Below are 18103 nucleotides of genomic sequence, written 5' to 3'. Positions count from 1 at the left end.
CCCGATGCATCTGCTTTCCACCCGCCCGGGCGGCTTCGTCGACGATAACGCCGGCGTGGTGCGCATCGAGCAGAGCCCGGCCGAGATCGTGGTGCTGAGCGCGGCGGATACCACGCTGTCGCTGCTGGCCGGCGTCTTTCCGCGCCTGGGCGCGGACTTCCCCACGGTGCGGCTGGCCAACCAGATGTACCTGCGCCAGCCGGCCTCGCTCGACATGTACGTCGACGATGTGCTGCAGCACGCGCGGGTGGTGGTGGTCGATCATCTCGGCGGCGATAGCGACTGGGCTTACGGCCTGGAGCGGCTGTCCGAACTGGCGCGCGCGCGCGGCCAGTTGCTGGTGATGTTCTCTGGCGACCTGGCCGAAGATGCCAACCTGCTTGCGCGCAGCAATGCGCCGCAAGCGCTGGCCAGCAACCTGTGGCGCTACCTGCGCGAAGGCGGCGCGGACAACGCGGAACAGTTCTTCCGCTGCCTCGCGCACCATGCCTTTGGCTGGGGCGAGCCGGCATTGCAGCCGCGCGTGCTGCCGCAGGCAGCGATCTATCATCCGGCGCACGGCGTGGCCACGGCGGCGGACTGGCAGCGCGAATGGGAGCGTGACGGCCATCCGGACGGGCCGGTGGTGGCGCTGGTCTTTTACCGCTCGCACCTGCAGGCCGGCAACACGGCCGTGTTCGATGCCCTGATCGCGGCCTTGCGCGCCGAGGGCATGCGCCCGCTGCCGCTGGCGGTCAGTTCGCTCAAGGACACGCTGTGCCGCGACGTCATGCAGCACTTGTGCGCGGAGCACGGCGCGGCGCTGGTGCTCAACACGACGGCGTTCGCGGTTTCCTCGCTCGATGCGCCCGAATCGCCGCAACTTGCCGGCGATGCGCCCGTGCTGCAGGTCATCCTGAGCGGCGGCAACCGCGAGGACTGGCTGCGCGACAGCCAGGGACTCGGGGCGCGCGATGTCGCCATGCATATCGCCATGCCCGAGGTCGATGGCCGCATCATCACGCGCGCGGTCAGCTTCAAGGGACTGGCCTATCGCTGTCCTTACACCGAGGTCGACGTGGTGCGCTACCAGCCTGACGCGGAGCGCATCGCCTTCGTGGCCGAGCTGGCCCGCCGCTGGTGCCGCCTGCGGCAGCTCGGCAATGCGGACAAGCGCGTAGCGCTGGTGCTGGCCAACTATCCGGCCAACGAAGGGCGCATCGGCAACGGCGTGGGCCTGGATACGCCCGCCTCGGTCGTGGGTATTCTCGCCATGCTGCGCGAACAGGGGTACCACTGCGAAGGCTTGCCGGCGGACGGCGACGACCTGATGCGCGGGCTGACCCGGGGCATCACCAACGACCTGGCGCAACGCGACCTGCGGCCGGCTTTCCAGAGCCTGCCGATGGCGGACTACCTGTGGCAACTGGCCGCCCTGCCGGAAGAGAACCGGCGCGCCATTGCCGAACGCTGGGGCCGCCCGGAACAGGATCCGATGGTGCGCGAAGGCCGTTTCATGATCGCCGGCGTGCGCAGCGGCCATTTGTTCGTGGGGCTGCAGCCGGCCCGCGCGTACGCGCTGCCCGGCGAAGCGGGCACCCAGGGCTATGCCAGCTACCACGATGCCGATCTGGTGCCGCCGCACGGCTACCTGGCCTTCTATTTCTGGCTGCGCCACAGTTTCGGCGCCGATGCCATCGTCCATGTGGGCAAGCATGGCAACCTGGAGTGGCTGCCCGGCAAGAGCGTGGCGCTGGCCGACAGCTGCTGGCCGGATGCCATCCTCGGGCCGCTGCCGCATCTCTATCCCTTTATCGTCAACGACCCGGGCGAGGGCGCGCAGGCCAAGCGGCGCGCGCAGGCCGTCATCATCGACCACCTGATGCCGCCGCTCACGCGCGCCGAGAACTACGGCCCGCTGCAAGACCTGGAGCGCCAGGTCGACGAATACTACGAGGCGCTGGCGGTGGACCCGCGCCGCGCGCGGCTGCTGCGCAAGGCCATCCTGACGCTGATCGTCGACCAGCAACTGCATCGCGAGCTCGGGCTGGATGCCCCCGCCGACAGCGATGGCGAGGACGCGCTGCTCAACCGCACCGACGCTTACCTGTGCGAGCTGAAGGAATCGCAGATCCGCGATGGCCTGCATGTTTTCGGCGTGTCGCCGGCGGGCCGCCAGCGGCGCGACACGCTGCTTGCGCTCGGGCGCTTTCCGGTGGGCGACGGCAAGGGCGCGCAGGCCAGCTTGCTGACGGCGCTGGCCGCCGACCTGGCGCTGGGCGGCGGCTTCGATCCGCTCGATGCCGACTGGTCCGCGCCATGGCAAGGGCCGCGTCCGGCGCAAATGGCGGCGCTCGACGCGGGGCCGTGGCGCCATCATGGCGATACGCGCGAGCGGCTGGAGATGTTGGCCACGGCATTGCTTGACGCGGCGGACGCCGGTGACGGCATGGCGCGTTCCCTGCCGCGGACCGCTGCCGTGCTGGCACGCCTGCAGCGGGACGTGATGCCGCGCCTGGATGCCTGCGGCCCGCAGGAAATGCTGCAACTGTCGCGCGGGCTGGCCGGGCGCTTCGTCCCGCCCGGCCCCAGCGGCGCGCCTTCGCGCGGACGGCCCGATGTACTGCCTACCGGGCGCAATTTCTACTCGGTCGATACGCGCGCGGTGCCCACCCGCACGGCCTGGACGCTGGGCCTGAAGTCCGCCAGCCAGCTGATCGAGCGCCACTTGCAGGAGCACGGCGAATATCCGCAGTCGATCGGGCTTTCCGTATGGGGCACCGCCACCATGCGCAGCGGCGGCGACGACATCGCGCAAGCGTTCGCCTTGCTGGGCGTGCGGCCGAAGTGGGCGCCCGGCAGCTACCGCGTGACCGATTTCGAGATCCTGCCGATGACGATCTTCGACCGCCCGCGCATTGATGTGACCTTGCGCGTGTCGGGTTTTTTCCGCGATGCCTTCGCCAACGTCATGCGCCTGTTCGATGCCGCCGTGCAGGCGGTGGCCGAACTGGACGAGCCGGCCGAACTCAACCCGGTGCGAGCACGCGTGCAAAGCGAGCGAGCGCGGCTGGAAGCGCAGGGCGTGCCGGCCGCCGAGGCGCGCCGCCGCGCGGGCTGGCGCGTGTTCGGCGCGCGGCCGGGCGGATACGGCACGGGCCTGCAGGATCTGATCGAAAGCCGCAACTGGCAGGACGACCACGATCTCGCCCAGGCTTACCTGCATGCCGGCGGCTACGCCTACGGACAGGGCACGGATGGCGTCGAAGCGCGCGCCAGCTTTGCCGAGCGGCTGGCCAGCCTGGATGCGGTGGTGCAGAATCAGGACAACCGCGAGCACGACCTGCTCGACGCCAACGATTACTACCAGTTCCAGGGCGGCATGGTGGCCGCCGCGCGCGCGTTCGGCGGTGCCCAGCCGGCCATCTATCACGGCGATCACAGCAATCCGGCGGCGCCGCGCATCCGTACCCTGCAGGAAGAAATCAGCCGCGTGATCCGCGCGCGCGTGGTCAATCCCAAGTGGATCGACGGCGTCAAGCGGCATGGCTACAAGGGCGCCTTCGAGATGGCCGCCACCGTGGACTACCTGTTCGGATTCGATGCCACCACGCGCGTGGTGGCCGACCACCAGTACGCCCTGGTGACCGATGCCTATGTGAACGACGCGGACACCCGCGCCTTCCTGCGGCAGCACAATCCGCGCGCGCTGCACGCCATCTGCGAGCGCTTGCTCGAAGCGGTGCAACGTGGCCTGTGGCAGGAGCCGGGCGCACGCCGCGCCCAATTGGAACAACACCTGCTCGACAGCGAGCAGGCGCTTGAAGGAATGCCCTCATGAATGCGACCGCCCGGCTCCTGCGCGTGCCGTTTCCCTTCAGTGCCCTGGTGGGGCAGCAGCGTCTGCGGCAAGCGCTGCTGCTCGCCGCGGTGGACCCCGGCATCGGCGGCGTACTGGTCAGCGGCCCGCGCGGCACGGCCAAGTCGACCGCCGCGCGCGCGTTGGCCGAACTGCTGCCAGAGGGCCAGTTCGTCACGCTGCCGCTGGGCGCCAGCGAAGAGCAACTGACCGGCACGCTTGACCTTGGCCATGTGCTGCAGCAGAACGAGGTACGCTTCGCGCCCGGCCTGCTGGCGCGAGCGCACCAGGGGGTGTTGTACGTGGATGAGGTGAACCTGCTGCAGGATCACCTGGTCGACCAGTTGCTCGATGTAGCCGCCAGCGGCGTCAACGTGGTGGAGCGCGACGGCGTGTCGCACCAGCACGAGGCGCGCTTCGTGCTGGTCGGCACCATGAACCCGGAGGAGGGCGAGTTGCGTCCGCAACTGCTGGACCGCTTCGGTCTGGCGCTGGCGCTGGAGAACTGCACCGATCCCGCGCAGCGCCAGGCCATCGTCAAGGCGCGGCTGGCGTTCGACAGCGATCCCGGGGCGCTGCGCGCGCGCTTTGCCGCCGAGCAGGACACGCTGACGCGGCAGGTGCGGCTGGCGCGCGCGGCGCTGCCGTCGCTATCGTTCAGCGATGCCGTGCACGAGCATGTCAGCGCGCTGTGCCTGGCCGCTGCCGTCGACGGCGTGCGCGCCGACCTGGTGATGTTGCGCGCGGCGCGCGCGCTGGCGGCCCTGCAATGCGATGCGGCGGTGGTGCCGGCGCATGTGGATGCCGTCGCGGAACTGGTGCTGCACCATCGGCGCCAGGCGGCGCCCGATGCCGACAGGCATGGCGATGCCAGCGATGCCGGGGAATCCAGCCGTGCCAGCGATGGCGGGGGCGATAGGGCAGATACCGGCGCGGCGGGCGCCGGCAACCCCTGGGGAGCGCTTCCGCCGCCGTCGGCGGCCAGCACGACGGGCATCGCCGCCGTCAAATCCGTGAGGCCGCTGCCCGCAAAAAAAGCCTGAGCCACCGGCAGGCCGCCGCCGATTCCGGGCAAGGCGGCAACCGGTGGCAGGCACCCCGTTTCGCCTCTCCCCGAGGCCTCCCGGCAGGCCTGCGCATCCACTGGCCGCGCACGCTCGCGGCCAAGCGCACCGAACCGCTGGCCGCCGGCCACCTCCGCATGCGAACCCAGCAGGCACATGCCGGCGTGTTGCATTGTTTCGTGCTCGACTGCTCGGCATCGATGCTCCATGGCCGCCAATTGGCGCTTGCGAAAGGCGTGCTCCTGCGCTTGCTGGAGCGCGCCTACCAGGCGCGCGCCGAAGTGGCGCTGGTGTGCTTCGCCGGAGGCCGGGCGGAGGTGCGCCTGCAGCCAGCGCGGGCCCGTCCGTGGAGCGAAGCCTGGATCCGCCCGATTGCCGGTGGCGGCGGTACGCCGCTGGCGCTTGGCATGGAGCGTGCCGGCCAGCTGCTGGCGCAGGCTGCGCACCGCCGTCCGGCGCAGCAGCGCTGGTTGTGGCTGCTAAGCGATGGCCGCAGCATGGAGCAGCCGCCGCGTCCGCATGGGGCAGATGCGGTGATGGTGGTGGATTTCGAGCGGCAGGCGGTGGCGTTGGGGCGTTGCCGGCATTTGGCGCAGAGGTGGGAGGGAGAGTATCTGGTGGCGGATGCGTTGATCGGGTGAGATACCAGCACTGTATGTTTATACAGTGTGGTGTAGGATGCCATTTCCTCCGCCGGATCATGAGCGTGAAAGCGAAACGTACACTCGGTGGCCTGGATGGCGGCCTTGGGCGTTGGCGTCAGGCTTGTCATTCGTATAGTCAGGCTATACATTTCTCATGATTTTGCAATGAGCAAAAGCTTCGCTCACTCCGGCCTGCAGCGATTCTTCGAGACCGGATCGAAAGCCGGGATTCAGCCTCGGCATGCCGAGAAACTTCGGATACAGCTTGGTGCTTTAGACCACGCCATCAAGCCGGAGGACATGGGCGTGCCCAGTTGGAGATTGCACGAACTCAAAGGCCGCATGGCCGGACACTGGTCAATCAGCGTCAATGGGAATTGGCGCATTACCTTCAGATTCGAGGATGGTGATGCGCTGGTTGTGGACTACCGCGACTACCACTGACCCTCAAAGTACTGACATCAAGGAGCCCATCATGACTCGGATGCAAAAGCCTCCGCATCCCGGCACGGTCCTCGCTGAATGGCTGGCGGGCCTCGACGACATGACGATCACGGCGTTCGCCGAGCACATCGAAGTGACGCGTGCCACGCTCTCCCGTATCGTGAACGGCCATGCGGCAATTACGCCCGATATTGCCATTCGCCTGGAAGAAGCGTTGGGTGCCAGCCGCGAGATGTGGTGCGGTATGCAGACGGCCTACGACCTCTGGATGGCCGCGCAGAAGCCCCGGAAACACATCAAGCCGATTGCTCGTCCGGTCATGGACGAAGCGGAGCCGTCCTGCGCATAGGGCACCGGCGGGAAGCCCATATAAGTTCCGCTCCGGCCACACTCGCTCAATGGCTTGAGCAAGGGCGCCGATGTGGTTCCCATTTCAGCGAGCGGCGCAGGTCCGCCTCGCCAGACCTCACCCCATCCGCACCTCGATCTCATCGTAGCGCCGGACCCGGTACACCACCATCGAGATCAGCCAGCTCAGCACGAACACGCCGATGATCACATAGCCGAGCATGCCGAAATGTTCGTTCAGCTCCCCGATCACGTCCCACAGGCCGCCTTCCAGCCCGAGCTTGTCGGCGATTAGTCCGAGCGCTTCGATGCCACCGATCACTACCGCGACGATCACCGATACCAGCGTGATGGTCATGTTGTAGTAGAGCTTGCGGATCGGCTTGGTGAAGGCCCAGCCGTAGGCGCCCAGCATCAGGATGCCGTCGGTGGTGTCCACCAGCGACATGCCGGCGGTGAACAGCGCGGGGAACACCATGATGGTCCAGAACGGCACGCCTTTTGCCGCCTCCGCCGCCGATAGCCCGAACAGCGCCACCTCGGTGGCGGTATCGAAGCCGAGGCCGAACAGCAGCCCCATCGGGAACAGGTGCCAGCTGCGGCTGGCCAGCCGGAACAGCGGGCGGAACAGCCGCGACAGCACGCCGCGGTTGTTCAGCAGCAGGTCCAGGTCCTGCTCCTTGAGCGCCTCGCCGCGCTTGACCGCCCGGAAGGCGCGCCACACGGAGATCAGGATCAGCAGGTTGAAGAAGGCCAGCAGGAACAGGAACAGCGCGGACACGCTGGTGCCGATCATGCCGCCCACGGCTTTCATGTCCGCAAAGCGCGTTTGCAGCGCGGCGGCGGCAACGGCGATGCCGATCGACATCAGCGTGACCACGGTGGAATGGCCGAGCGAGAAGAAGAAGCCGACCGTCACCGGGCGCTTGCCTTCCTGCATCAGCTTGCGCGTGACGTTGTCGATGGCTGCGATATGGTCGGCATCGACGGCGTGGCGCAGGCCGAGCGTGTAGGCCAGGACCGCCGAGGCCAGCAGCATGGGGTGCTCGCGGAACGCCACCAGCGCCCACACCCACGCCCCGGCGTTGGCGGCGATCAGGAAGACATAGAGCGCAATGACCTTGCGGCGCACGTCGGCGTCCTGGTCGTTGAAGATGCTGGCGAGGAAGCGAAACATGGGGGCTCCGTGAACGGTCCGGAATGTTGGGTAAATGGGCGACCGCCGGGATTCATGCCCGGCGGCGGCGCCTGCGAAACAACCTGCGCCAGCCGATCACCACGCCGCTGACAGCGCCTGCCAGCCCGACGATCGAAAGCAGCCAGACCGCCAGGTCCCAGGCGGGGCGATGCCGCAGCAGCCAGCCGAGATCCCAGCTATGCGCGGCATTGAACAACCACCGGTAGGCGCGCCGGCTGCTGTCGCTGCGGCCGAGCAGGTTGCCGTTGTCGGGATCGATATACGCCCAGGTTTCGGCGGCATCGTCAAAGCGCACGCGCAGCACCGGCAGCTTGCGCGGCTGGTGGTGGCTGTACCAGTAGGCGTCGTCTTGTTGCAGCAGGTCGCTGCCAGCGACAGCCGCGTCCGGCACCAGCCGGGCGGCAGCCTGCGCGAGCGCCCCGGCGGAGATCGCAAGCGGCGCCCCGGTGTCGGCACGGTAAGCCTGCGTCGTGACCGCGGCGCCGGCAGCGGCCCGCGCCACCAGCAAGACCGGCAATCCGGCCTGCCAGGCCATCTTGATTTCCCGCGGGGGCGCGCCGGTGCCAGGCGGCATCCCCGCAAGCGCCGTGGCGTCCCTGGCGGGAAAGCGCGGCAGGACTTCGCCCGCATAGCGCTCCAGCGCGGGCTGCGCAAACGCGCGCCCCGGAAACCACTGGTTGGGATTGACCGATAGCCAGCCGCTTGCCAGCCAGGCCAGCAGGAACAGCGAACCGGCCAGGCCGGCGATATGGTGCCAGGCCATCCAGCCGTGATAGGGCGAGGTGCCGCCGGCGCTGCCATGCGCAAAGCGGCGGCGCACGCGCAGGCGCAGCCAGCCGATCCAGATGCCGCTGATCGCCACGGCGATGCAGACGCCGGATGTCCACAGCACCACCTGCCGCCACAGCGGCGGATCGGCCCGCACCGGCGTGAAGTAAAGCCAGTGCGGGACCGCGCCAAGCCAGTTCCAGAATCGCTCGTTGCGGTTCGTGTCGCGCATGACTTCGCCKGTGCGCGCGGAGACATACAGCTCGGTGCCGGCGGCATCGTCCAGCGCAATGCGGTGCAGCGGGCGCCAGGGATTCAGTCCGTTGGGCACGGTCCACTGGTCCCGCTCGGCGGTCTCGATCCAGCGCGCGCCGGCGGCGCCGGAGAAGCGCCGGGCGATCTCTTGCGCGGCGGGGGCATCCACCTGTTCGATGCGGGCCGCGTTGCGCGCGGACACGGTGTGTGGCTTCCCGTTCCAGTCGACCATGCGATAGACGGGGTGCGCGCCCATCATTTCCAGGCGCAGGCTGCGCGGAAAGCGGGCGAGGCCTGCGCCGGCCATCGCCGCATCGGGCGAGACCCGCACCGTGGCCACGTCCAGCGGCGGCAGCCCCGCGAGGCGCTCGGCGTCGGTCAGCGCGGGAAAGGCCACATACATCATGACCAGTCCCGACAGGAACCACATGGCGATCAGCAGGCAGCCGGCGATGCCGGCCCAGCGGTGCACCAGATAGAGCCAGCGGCGCGTGAAGCGCCAGCAGGACTCGCGCCAGGACAGGGGCGTGCTCGCCATGGCCTGGCCTAGAAGTAGAAGTTGGCCGACAGCTCAGCGGCGCGCGGCCGTCCCAGCAGCCACTGGGCGCCGCTGTTGCCGGACGATTCGGCGTAGTCGCGGTTGAACAGGTTGTAGACCCGCAGTGTCAGCGCCGTCTTGCGCGATATGCGCCATTGCAGCGAGGCATCGACCACCGTGTACGACGGCATGGCCGTCGTATTGGCATTGTTGGTATAACGCTTGCCCACGTAGCGCAGGCCGCCGCCGGCCTGCCACCGCGGCGCGAAGGCCCAGGTCAGCCACAGGTTGGCCGCCTGCTGCGGCACGTTCGTCGGCACGTTGCCGTTGCGCGAGACCAGGGCGCCGTTCACGCTTTCGGTGAAGTCGTCGTACCGGGCCCGCAGCAAGGTGCCGTTGGCATCCACGCGCAGGCCGCGCATCAGTTCCACGCTGACCGAGGCTTCCAGCCCGCGCGAGGACTGCTCGCCTACCTGCACCGAGAGCGCCGGGTTGCCGGCATCGCGCGTGAGGAGGTTCTTCTTGACGATCTGGTAGGCGGCAAAGGTCCACTCGCCGCGCTGGTTCCAGAACGACTGCTTGACCCCGGCTTCGATCTGCCTGCCGGTAGCGAGCTTGAAGTCCTTTTGCGCATCCGAGGTGGTGATCAGTGCGCCAAGGGGGTCGGTGGCCGTGGCGTACTGCGCGTAGACGGAAAAGGCGGGTGTGAATTCGTAGACCGTGCTCGCGCGCCAGGTGACGTTGTTGAAGCTGCGGGTCCAGTCGTCGCCGGAGACCAGGTTGCCGCGCTCCAGTTCGGCATGGTCGAGCCGCACGCCGCCGATCACCGACCATTGCCGGGTCAGCTTGAGGCGGTCTTCGCCAAACAGCGCGTATTGCGTGGTGTGGGTACGGAAGCGCGGCGACGTGACGATGCCCGGCGGGCTGAAGAACTGGCCCGGATCGAACTGGTAGGCATTCACGGTGGAGGTACCGCCGTAGGGCGAGTTGTTGCTGTGGGTGAAGTTGATCCGGTTGACGTCGAATCCCACCAGGGCGGTATTGGCCATGCCGAACAGCTGCCCGTCGATCTTCAGGTCGGCGCGGTCGCCCACCTGCTCCTGGTTGTGCAGGATTTCCAGGTAGTCGGTGCGGCGCACCTGGCCGGTTGCCGGCAGGAAGGTATAGGACTCGGCATCGCGCCAGTGGCGCTGGCTGGTGAGGTAGTAGAACTGGTTGCGCACCGTCACTCGCTCATTGGGCTGCCATTGCGCGGCGAGCCGGGTCCAGCGGTCGCGGTAGGTGATCTCGGCATCGCCGACGTTGTAGTTCTTCTTGCGCAGGGAGGTGTCCAGGCTGCCGCTGACCAGCGGCGTGCCCAGGTATTGCATCGGGTGCTGGTCGCCGTCGTCATAGGACAGCGTCATATTGAACTCCGGCGATACGTCGAGCCGCACCGCGGCCGACACCGCCACGCTGCGCGAATCGCCCCGGTCCACCCAGCCGCCGGAGCGCGCGTAGTTGGCATTGAAGCGGTACGAGAGATTCTCGTTGACCGCGCCGCCGCTGTCGAAGGCGGCGCGCGCGGTGCGCTGGGTGCCGCCGGTGAGCTGCAGCTCGTTGGCGATCGGCGCGCGCAGCGGCTTCTTGGGGATCACGTTGACCACGCCGCCGATCGCGCCCTCGCCGTACATGACCGAGGCCGCGCCGCGCAGGACTTCGATGCGGTCCGCCGACCAGGTGTCGAAGGGGAAGGTCACGGTGCCGGAGGCGACGTAGAGCCGTGTGCCGTCGTACAGCTGCATCACCGAGCCTTGTCCGGAGAAGCCGCGCGCCGTGAGCGACGTGCCGCCGTTGCCGGGGGCGCCGTTGGAGGTTATGCCGGTGGTGCGGGTAACGGCTTCGCGCACCGACTGGTCGCCGCGCTCGCGTATCGTCTCGCCGGACAGCACCTCGACGCTGGCAGGCGTTTCCAGCGGGGTCAGGCCAAGCCGGCTGCCCGTGCCCGTGGGCTCCGACAGTGCCAGCCCTGGCAACTGCGAGTCACCGGTGACCATCACCGCCGGTAGCACCGTGGTGTCTTTCCGAGACGGCTGGGAGCGCTCCGAGGCTGGCGTATCGTCCGCGGCCCAGGCCGCGTCCGTGCCCAGCGTGGCAAAGGCCCCGAGCGAGAGCGCGAGCGCGCAGTGGTGCGCCAGCTTGCGCGGGGCGGGAGTGAAAAGGTGCCTGGAGGAGCCCGGCAGGGGGGTGCGGGCAATGCGAGGGCGCGCGGACATGGACTTTCCATCGTTGGCCGCAGGCGACCCCGCCTGGCGGCAATGAACGAAGAAGCCACGGACGAGCGCGCAGTGGCGGCGGGCCCATGGCCAGCCGCCTCACGCCTGGCCGCCCGTCCGCAGCCTCGGTGATCGGTCGAAGGCCGGTATCCGGGCTCGCAGGGGGACGCCTGCCACTGGGGCGCGTCCGGGGTGCCGCCTTCCCACGCATCGATGCGCAGTGGCTGCCGCTGCCTACGGGCGCGGCGTGACACCTTTGTACCTGCTGACCGTTGCGGGGGCAGCACAGGATTTGCCGCGGCCTGGCCGTGGCGCACCTGTTTCCCGTTTAACCCCCGCCGCTTGACGCGCGCGAGGGCACCTTCGAACCATTTGCATTCCAATTGCAATTCACTTGCAACAGTGAATCCGAATGCGAGGCGGATTGTAGCCGCATTCCAGTGGTTTTTGACAGGCATATTCGGGTGGCCGGCAATGCACCATGAGAGTGCCGGCGTCCTCGTCACGACGGGATCTCTCTTCACTGTGGTGCTTTGTACGATATAGATGCCGCTTCTTGCTTTTTTCTTGCGGGCTTTCCCCAGTTGACGCTAAAGAAGGCGCAAGCCGTTCCGATATCCCGGAGATGCCGCGTGTCTCCCGCATCGCTGGTACTTGCCTAGAAAAAGCGAACTTCATGAATCAACTGACCTTGCGAAAAAAGCTGTGGATCCCTCTCGTGCTGGCCTGGCTAGGTCTGCTCCTGCTGACCGTGATGCACGCCTTCCAGACCCGCCAGTTGCAGATGGCGGACCGTCGTGGCGAACTGGCCAACGTGGTCGATATGTCGCTGTCCCTGGTGCGCGACTATGCCGAGCAGGCACGCCAGGGGAAGATGACCGAGGATGAGGCCAAGGCCCAGGCCACTGCCCGCATCGCCGCGCAGCGCTATGGCAAGGACGGCTACATCACCATCGTCAGCGCGGATTCCGTGATGCTGATGCATCCCATCAACGCCAAGCTCAATGGCAAGAACCTGCGCGATTTCAAGGACGCCAAGGGCAACGCCTTGTACGTCGATATCGCGGCGCGTGGCGCTTCGGCGGAAGGCTCGGGTCATCTGGACTACTGGTGGCCCAAGCCTGGCAGCGACCAGCCAAGCCCGAAGGTCGGCTACGTGGCACGCTACAAGCCATGGAACTGGGACCTCGTCGCGGGCACCTATATGGATGACGTGGAGGCGCAATTCCGCACCTCGCTGTATCAGTCGCTCGGGCTGCTGGTGTTGCTCGGCATCGTGATTTCCGTGGTGGCGACGCTCCTGATCCGCAGCATCCAGCGCTCGGTCGGCGGCGAGCCCGCCACCGCGGCGGCGCTTGCGTTGCGCATGGCTGGCGGCGACCTCACCGCGCAGGTCACGGTCGCCCCGGATGACCGCGCCAGCCTGATGTACGCGATCGGCCATATGCGCGACCAGCTCGCGCGCACGGTCTCGGGGATCCAGCAGTCGGCCGAATCCATTACTTCGGCCGCGCAGGAGATTGCCTCCGGCAATACCGACCTGTCGAGCCGTACCGAGCAGCAGGCTGCCTCGCTGCAGCAGACCGCGGCCAGCATGGAGCAGATCACGGCGACGGTGCGCCAGAATGCCGACAACGCCACCGAGGCCAGCCAGTACGTGGCCGACGCCTCGCAGATTGCGCAGCAGGGCGGCAGCGTGGTGAGCCAGGTGGTGGACAAGATGCGCGGCATCACCGCCAGCTCGCGCAAGATCAACGACATCATCGGCGTGATCGACGGCATCGCCTTCCAGACCAATATCCTGGCGCTGAACGCCGCGGTGGAAGCCGCTCGCGCCGGCGAGCAGGGGCGCGGCTTCGCCGTGGTGGCGGGGGAAGTGCGCAATCTAGCGCAACGCAGCGCGGGCGCGGCCAAGGAGATCAAGACGCTGATCGTCGAGTCGGTGGGCCAGGTCGACAGCGGCTCTGCCCTGGTCGAGCAGGCTGGCCAGACCATGGCCGAGATCGTCAACGCGGTCAGCCGCGTGACGTCCATCATGGATGGCATCGCATCGGCCACCGCGGAGCAGCGCACCGGCATCGAAGAGGTCAATCGCGCGGTCGCGCAGATGGACCAGATGACGCAGCAGAACGCGGCGCTGGTGGAGCAGGCGAGCGCCGCCGCCGCTTCGCTGGAAGATCAGGCCGACGCGCTGCATCACGCGGTGTCGGCGTTCCGCCTGGCTGCCTGAGTATCCGCCCCGGCAGGGGCGGCAAGCCGCTGCTTACAGCAGCGACTTGCCCTGGGCGAGGACCTTGTCGCAGACCTGCCTGGTGACCTGATCCTTGAGGCCGCCGCCGCTCAGGTCGAACTGCTTGCCGTCGCTGTTGTGCAGGATGCCCTTGGCACCGTCGGTATAGCCGCTATCGGCGGTGGGCGAGCCACCTTCAACCTTGCCCAGCAGTTTGTCCTTGACGGAAGCGGCGCCGCTGGCGCCGCCGAGATAGTTGTTCTTGACGCAGAATTCCAGTATGCCGGCGATATTGCCGGTGCTGCCGGACGTCAGGGATTGCAGCGAAGGCATGCTGCCCATCCCGCCCAGGCTGCCGAGTCCGCCGATGGCGCCCTCGCTGCCCTGCGTCGCGCCTTTGAGCATGTCCCCGAGCTGCGCGTGCGCTGCCGCCACCGGTATCAGCGTGGCGATCAGGATCTTCACGACTGTGTTGCGATAGATTCTGGCGTTCATGCGGCGATCCTCCCGGCTTGGTGGAAACCAGCTTCCACTATAGTGCGTGCCCGGATTGCCATTGCACGCAATCCGGGCGCAATCCAGGTGCAATCCAGGTGCAATCGGGGCGCAATCCGCCACCGTCCGCCCCGATGCCAGGCTGCGCCGGGAGACGCCGCGGCTACACCCCCTATCCGGCCTCAGGCCTTGCGTGCCGTCAGCCACTCGGCGGCTTGCAGGGCCTTGCCCACGATGCGGATCTCGCCAATGCTGCCAAAGAAGCCGTCGGCGCGCGCACCGTCCCAGGAACCGCCGCCGATTACCCAGGGCATGTCCGCCGCGAGCGTGGCCAGGCCTGGGGCGTTGCCGGCATTGCGCAGCACCGGCGCGCCTTCCACGTAGAGAATGGTTTCATGGCTGACATCGTCGTTGACGATGGCCACGTGCAGCCACTTGTCGGCAATGATCTCGCCGGACCAGTTGGTCTTGCCGTCGCGGCTGCCGCTCAGCACCGGCACGACTTCCCATTGCACTTCGCGCAGGCTGGAGATGGCGAACAGCAGCGGCGGCGACTCGGGGTCGCCCCCGGTAAAGCCGGCCAGGCTCCCGCGTTTGCCGTCGCGCGTCATGATATTCATCCACGCGTTGTTGCCGGCGCTCCAGTTCTTGTCGATCTTGATGAAAGCTTCGACGGTGTAGCCGCTTTCCAGGGTGGCGGCATTGATGGGTGCCGTGCTTCCCGTGACGAAATAGCTCATGCGCAGCGGCGCGTTCTTGTTGGTGTTCAGGAAGCGCACGCTGCCCGGCGCGGCCGACAGGTAGTGGTGGTCGTCGGACCACACCACATCGCCCAGCTGGGCGGCAGTCACGCCGTCCACATTGAGCGCGGCGCGGCTTAGCGGGTTGGCGCCGGACTGGTCGGCCACGACCTGTCCCACCGGCACCGCGCTGCCCGCGGCGCCCCCGAAGAAGCGCCAGTGCGCCACGGTTTGCGCCACGTGCGGATAGTCCTCCGAATTGCTGGCAGGCTTCTGTTCGGCCTTCACAGGTTCCTTGAAGCCCGCGAGAATCATCGCCTTGGCCTGGTCCGCCAGCGATGTACGCGTTGCCGTGGCGGCCTTGAAGCCCGGATTGAAGCGCGCAAAGCGTTTGGCGAAGTCCATCTGGATGGTGAAGGTCTCGTTGGGCGCGTCGAGCACGGCCTGGTCGAAGCCATTGAGCGTGTGCTTGGGCTTTTGCGGCACCCACGGCGAGAATGACAGCACCTTGATCTGGTTGGCGGTGAGGTCGAATTCGTACAGCCGCATCAGGCCGTTGCCGCCCTGGTAGGCCATCTGATAGTCGACCACCATTTCCTCGACGGCGTTGCCGTAGACATTGGTCTTGGTAAGCCGCGCGGCGCCGTGGTAGTGGCCGTTCAGCGTCATGAAGATCTGGTCGTTGTCCTTGATCAGTTTTTCCCACAGCAGCAGGCCGTAGGGCACCTCGAGCGGTGTAACCCCGTCCTTGTCGATATTGATCAACTGGTGGTTGGCGAGAATGGCTGGCAGCGTCGGGTTGTTGCGCAGTACCTGGCGTGCCCACGCGATGCCGTTGTCGGAGACGCGCCACGATAGCGAGAGCACCAGGAACTTCTGCCCTTCGGCTTCGAACACGTGGTACTCGTGGAAGCCGCTCGGGTCGCGGCCGCCGAAGGTGGCCTGCTTGCTGGCCCGGGCCGTGCCGAACGTCTTCAGGTAGGGCTCGTTGGCCAGCGTGCGCTCCGTGTCGGTGCCGGTGTCGTTCGGGCCGCCGCTGTAGTCGAGGTCGAGAATGACATCGTGATTCCCGGCCAGGATCGAATACGGGATCTTGGCGCTCTCAAGCACCTTCATGGCCTGGTCGGCCACCACCCACTGCTCGGGCTTGCCTTGCTGGTCCACGACGTCGCCGAGATGGATCAGGAAGGGGATGTTGAGCGCCTTGGCATTGTCCGCGACCCAGTTGGTCTGCGCCTGGAACGGCTCGCTGTTGAATTTGCGGCCGAACTGGTCGTTCTCCGCCAGCGTTGCATAGCGCGAGTAGAACTGCGTATCGGGCAGTACCRCCAGCGCGAAATTGGATGCCAGCTGCGGGCCGGCCGGTGGCTGCGGTGCCGGGCTGCCGGTGCTCGGCGCGGCGGGCGCGTCGTCGCCACCCCCACCCCCGCACGCAGCCAGCAATGCACTGCCGCCTGCCGGCAGCAGGCAGCAGCGTCGCACCCAGTCCGGCCCTGAGCAAGCTCCTGCGGCGTTCGTCCGGCACGCTGGTTGTTGTCTTCTGTACCTGTTGCCGCGCATCGGCTTCGTGCTTCTTTGTCATGACTTTCCATGTGGAACAGGAAGCGGCAAAGCTAGCCAGCAGAGATGACATGCGCATGAAGAGATGTCGCAGGCATTTGTTTTTTGTTCTGTAGGTTGGAATTTTGTCTCGAAGAGGCGACATTAGGCTGACTAAGTGTATCGTTTTACCAAAAAACAGGATTTGTTTTCCCGACGTCACCTTTCTGTCACTAACGATCGTCAACATCGGCGCCCACAAGAATCTTTGCCAGTGCGTCCGGGCAAGGGGTGATGCCAGTGACACGCATCGCCCGGCGGCCCAGGGCGCGCGGACAGATCGGGTCAATACGTAAAACGTCACCAGGGAAATCCAATGCGTCACTCCAAATCCATCATCGGCCTGGCCGCCTCGCTATGCATCGCCGGCGGCTTCTACGGTTGCAACGGCAACGGCGACCAATCCAGCCCCGCCGCTCCGGCCACCCCCGGCGCACCGGCCGCGCCGGCCGCGCCGGTCACCCCGCCGGTCGCGGAAGTCACGGGCAAGTGGACCACCGGCGACCTGCATGTACATACGATCCAGTCCAACGATGCGCAGAGCCCCCTGGCCACGGTGCTCGACCAGGCGTTCACCGCGAGCAACCTCGACTGGATGGCCTTGTCGAACCACCTGCGCGTCTCGGATCGCGACCCGGCCGGCACGGCCATCCCTGGCGGCTCGGTGGCATTCTCGAAGGGCATGGCGGACTACGAAGTGCCTGCCGTCAAGCAAATGCAGGCTGACGGCCGCTATCCCGGCAAGCTGATCTTCTCCGCCTTCGAGTGGGACATGCCGACCCACGACCACATGAACGTGGGCATCTTCTCCGGCTCGCCCGCGCTCGCACCGGCCCTCAAGGCCGCCAACGAGTTCGAGTATTTCTTCACCAACCGCGCCGACACCCTGTTCAATCCGGTGGACGTGGCGGCGTGGAATGCCAAAGGCCCGCGCGCCTTTACCACGCACGCCGACGCGCTGCTGGCCTTCAACTGGCTCAAGACAAATTACCCGGACAGCAGCTACGCGCTGATCAACCACCCGTCGCGCAATCCGGGCAAGTACACCGCCGCCAACTATCGTGAGTTGAACGACCTCGCGCCGAATATCGTGTTCGCGGTGGAAGGCATGGTCGGCAACCAGATGGAGCCGGATCGCGGCGGCTACAACAGCGCCTATATCGATGCCAACCTGAAGTCGCGCACCTATGGCGGCGTGGACTATGTGGTGGCGCAAGTCGGTGGCATCTGGGATGCCCTGCTGGGCGACGGGCGCCGCTTCTGGAACCTCGCCAACTCGGACCACCATTTCAAGACCGCGGGCGGCCAGTTCAGCAGCGGCTACTTCCCGGGCGAATACGCACGCAACTACCTGTGGATGGAAGGCACCGGCATCAAGGGCTTGCTGGACAGCCTGCGTGCGGGCAAGTCCTTCTCGGTGTTCGGCGACCTGATCAATGCACTGGATTTCAATGTGGCGGCCGGCAGCACCAAGCGCGAGATGGGCGGCGAACTCATGGCCAAGGCGGGTGACAAGGTCACTGTCACGATCCGTTTCAAGAGCCCGGACCGGAACCGGTTCGAGTATCCGCTGGACAGCGGCGTCAATGTCAACGTCAGGCCGACCGTGGACCATATCGACCTGATCGCCGGCGACGTCACCCGTCGCCCCGCGCCTGGTACGCCGGAATACAGCAAGGAGACCAAT

General features: G+C 67.0%; 12 protein-coding genes and 1 riboswitch. Of the genes, 7 read left to right on the top strand and 5 right to left on the bottom strand.

The window, feature by feature from the left end:
* Positions 1 to 4: 4 nt before the first annotated feature.
* From cobN to AC1DN0_RS30310, 5 genes are all read left to right on the top strand, one after another.
* Complete coding sequence (gene cobN, locus AC1DN0_RS30330; protein ID WP_441632418.1) at positions 5 to 3820, top strand: cobaltochelatase subunit CobN; 3816 nt, start codon at positions 5 to 7, stop codon at positions 3818 to 3820.
* The gene (locus tag AC1DN0_RS30325; RefSeq protein WP_441632416.1) at positions 3817 to 4881 is read left to right on the top strand and encodes a magnesium chelatase ATPase subunit I; all 1065 of its coding nucleotides are present in this window, start codon (positions 3817 to 3819) and stop codon (positions 4879 to 4881) included. The genes cobN and AC1DN0_RS30325 overlap by 4 nt, the downstream gene beginning before the upstream one ends.
* Positions 4882 to 5039: 158 nt before the next feature.
* Positions 5040 to 5543 (top strand): vWA domain-containing protein, encoded by a 504-nt coding sequence (locus AC1DN0_RS30320; RefSeq protein WP_441632414.1) that lies wholly within the window; start codon positions 5040 to 5042, stop codon positions 5541 to 5543.
* A gap of 168 nt (positions 5544 to 5711) precedes the next feature.
* Positions 5712 to 5990: a type II toxin-antitoxin system RelE/ParE family toxin gene (locus AC1DN0_RS30315; RefSeq protein ID WP_441632412.1), complete on the top strand. Its 279-nt coding sequence runs from the start codon at positions 5712 to 5714 to the stop codon at positions 5988 to 5990.
* Between the two features lie 31 nt (positions 5991 to 6021).
* Positions 6022 to 6339, top strand: coding sequence for a HigA family addiction module antitoxin (locus AC1DN0_RS30310; protein WP_441632410.1), 318 nt, complete (start codon positions 6022 to 6024; stop codon positions 6337 to 6339).
* A 117-nt stretch (positions 6340 to 6456) separates the two neighbouring features.
* Here AC1DN0_RS30310 and AC1DN0_RS30305 read toward each other — a convergent pair whose 3' ends face one another.
* Genes AC1DN0_RS30305 through AC1DN0_RS30295 form a run of 3 tightly spaced genes read right to left on the bottom strand, consistent with a single transcriptional unit; the run spans position 6457 to position 11352 of the window.
* Positions 6457 to 7515: a HoxN/HupN/NixA family nickel/cobalt transporter gene (locus tag AC1DN0_RS30305; protein ID WP_441632408.1), complete on the bottom strand. Its 1059-nt coding sequence runs from the start codon at positions 7513 to 7515 to the stop codon at positions 6457 to 6459.
* A 52-nt stretch (positions 7516 to 7567) separates the two neighbouring features.
* Positions 7568 to 9097 carry a PepSY domain-containing protein gene (locus tag AC1DN0_RS30300; protein ID WP_441632406.1) on the bottom strand — a complete coding sequence of 510 codons (1530 nt, stop codon included), beginning with the start codon at positions 9095 to 9097 and terminating at the stop codon, positions 7568 to 7570.
* A gap of 8 nt (positions 9098 to 9105) precedes the next feature.
* Positions 9106 to 11352, bottom strand: a complete 2247-nt coding sequence (locus tag AC1DN0_RS30295) for a TonB-dependent receptor (protein WP_477111521.1) — start codon at positions 11350 to 11352, stop codon at positions 9106 to 9108.
* Positions 11353 to 11476: 124 nt separating this feature from the next.
* A riboswitch (cobalamin riboswitch) is annotated at positions 11477 to 11732 on the bottom strand.
* 296 nt (positions 11733 to 12028) lie between these two features.
* Between AC1DN0_RS30295 and AC1DN0_RS30290 the strand changes: the two genes are divergently transcribed.
* Entirely contained in the window at positions 12029 to 13582 is a 1554-nt protein-coding gene (locus AC1DN0_RS30290) for a methyl-accepting chemotaxis protein (RefSeq protein ID WP_035865338.1), read from the top strand.
* A 33-nt stretch (positions 13583 to 13615) separates the two neighbouring features.
* On the opposite strand, the gene AC1DN0_RS30285 is transcribed toward AC1DN0_RS30290, so the two are convergent.
* Both AC1DN0_RS30285 and AC1DN0_RS30280 read right to left on the bottom strand, forming a co-directional pair.
* Complete coding sequence (locus tag AC1DN0_RS30285; RefSeq protein ID WP_441632401.1) at positions 13616 to 14077, bottom strand: YjjA family protein; 462 nt, start codon at positions 14075 to 14077, stop codon at positions 13616 to 13618.
* 182 nt (positions 14078 to 14259) lie between these two features.
* A complete protein-coding gene (locus AC1DN0_RS30280; protein ID WP_477146230.1) occupies positions 14260 to 16299 on the bottom strand; it encodes a LamG-like jellyroll fold domain-containing protein in 2040 nt (679 codons plus the stop codon).
* 433 nt (positions 16300 to 16732) lie between these two features.
* On the opposite strand from AC1DN0_RS30280, the gene AC1DN0_RS30275 reads away from it, so the two are divergent.
* Positions 16733 to 18103, top strand: a 1371-nt coding sequence (locus AC1DN0_RS30275; protein WP_477146229.1) for an S-layer protein, incomplete at its 3' end; no start/stop codon positions are given.

Source organism: Cupriavidus sp. 05N39, assembly GCF_056397325.1.
The sequence above is the reverse complement of the archived record's forward strand: the minus strand, read 5'-3'. Positions and strand labels throughout refer to the sequence as shown.

Excerpts from the sequence above, each read along its gene's own strand:
- cobN (WP_441632418.1), top strand. The coding sequence starts at position 5 with ATGCATCTGCTTTCCACCCGCCCGGGCGGCTTCGTCGACGATAACGCC.
- AC1DN0_RS30325 (WP_441632416.1), top strand. The coding sequence starts at position 3,817 with ATGAATGCGACCGCCCGGCTCCTGCGCGTGCCGTTTCCCTTCAGTGCC.
- AC1DN0_RS30320 (WP_441632414.1), top strand. The coding sequence starts at position 5,040 with ATGCGAACCCAGCAGGCACATGCCGGCGTGTTGCATTGTTTCGTGCTC.
- AC1DN0_RS30315 (WP_441632412.1), top strand. The coding sequence starts at position 5,712 with ATGAGCAAAAGCTTCGCTCACTCCGGCCTGCAGCGATTCTTCGAGACC.
- AC1DN0_RS30310 (WP_441632410.1), top strand. The coding sequence starts at position 6,022 with ATGACTCGGATGCAAAAGCCTCCGCATCCCGGCACGGTCCTCGCTGAA.
- AC1DN0_RS30305 (WP_441632408.1), bottom strand. The coding sequence starts at position 7,515 with ATGTTTCGCTTCCTCGCCAGCATCTTCAACGACCAGGACGCCGACGTG.
- AC1DN0_RS30295 (WP_477111521.1), bottom strand. The coding sequence starts at position 11,352 with ATGTCCGCGCGCCCTCGCATTGCCCGCACCCCCCTGCCGGGCTCCTCC.
- AC1DN0_RS30290 (WP_035865338.1), top strand. The coding sequence starts at position 12,029 with ATGAATCAACTGACCTTGCGAAAAAAGCTGTGGATCCCTCTCGTGCTG.
- AC1DN0_RS30285 (WP_441632401.1), bottom strand. The coding sequence starts at position 14,077 with ATGAACGCCAGAATCTATCGCAACACAGTCGTGAAGATCCTGATCGCC.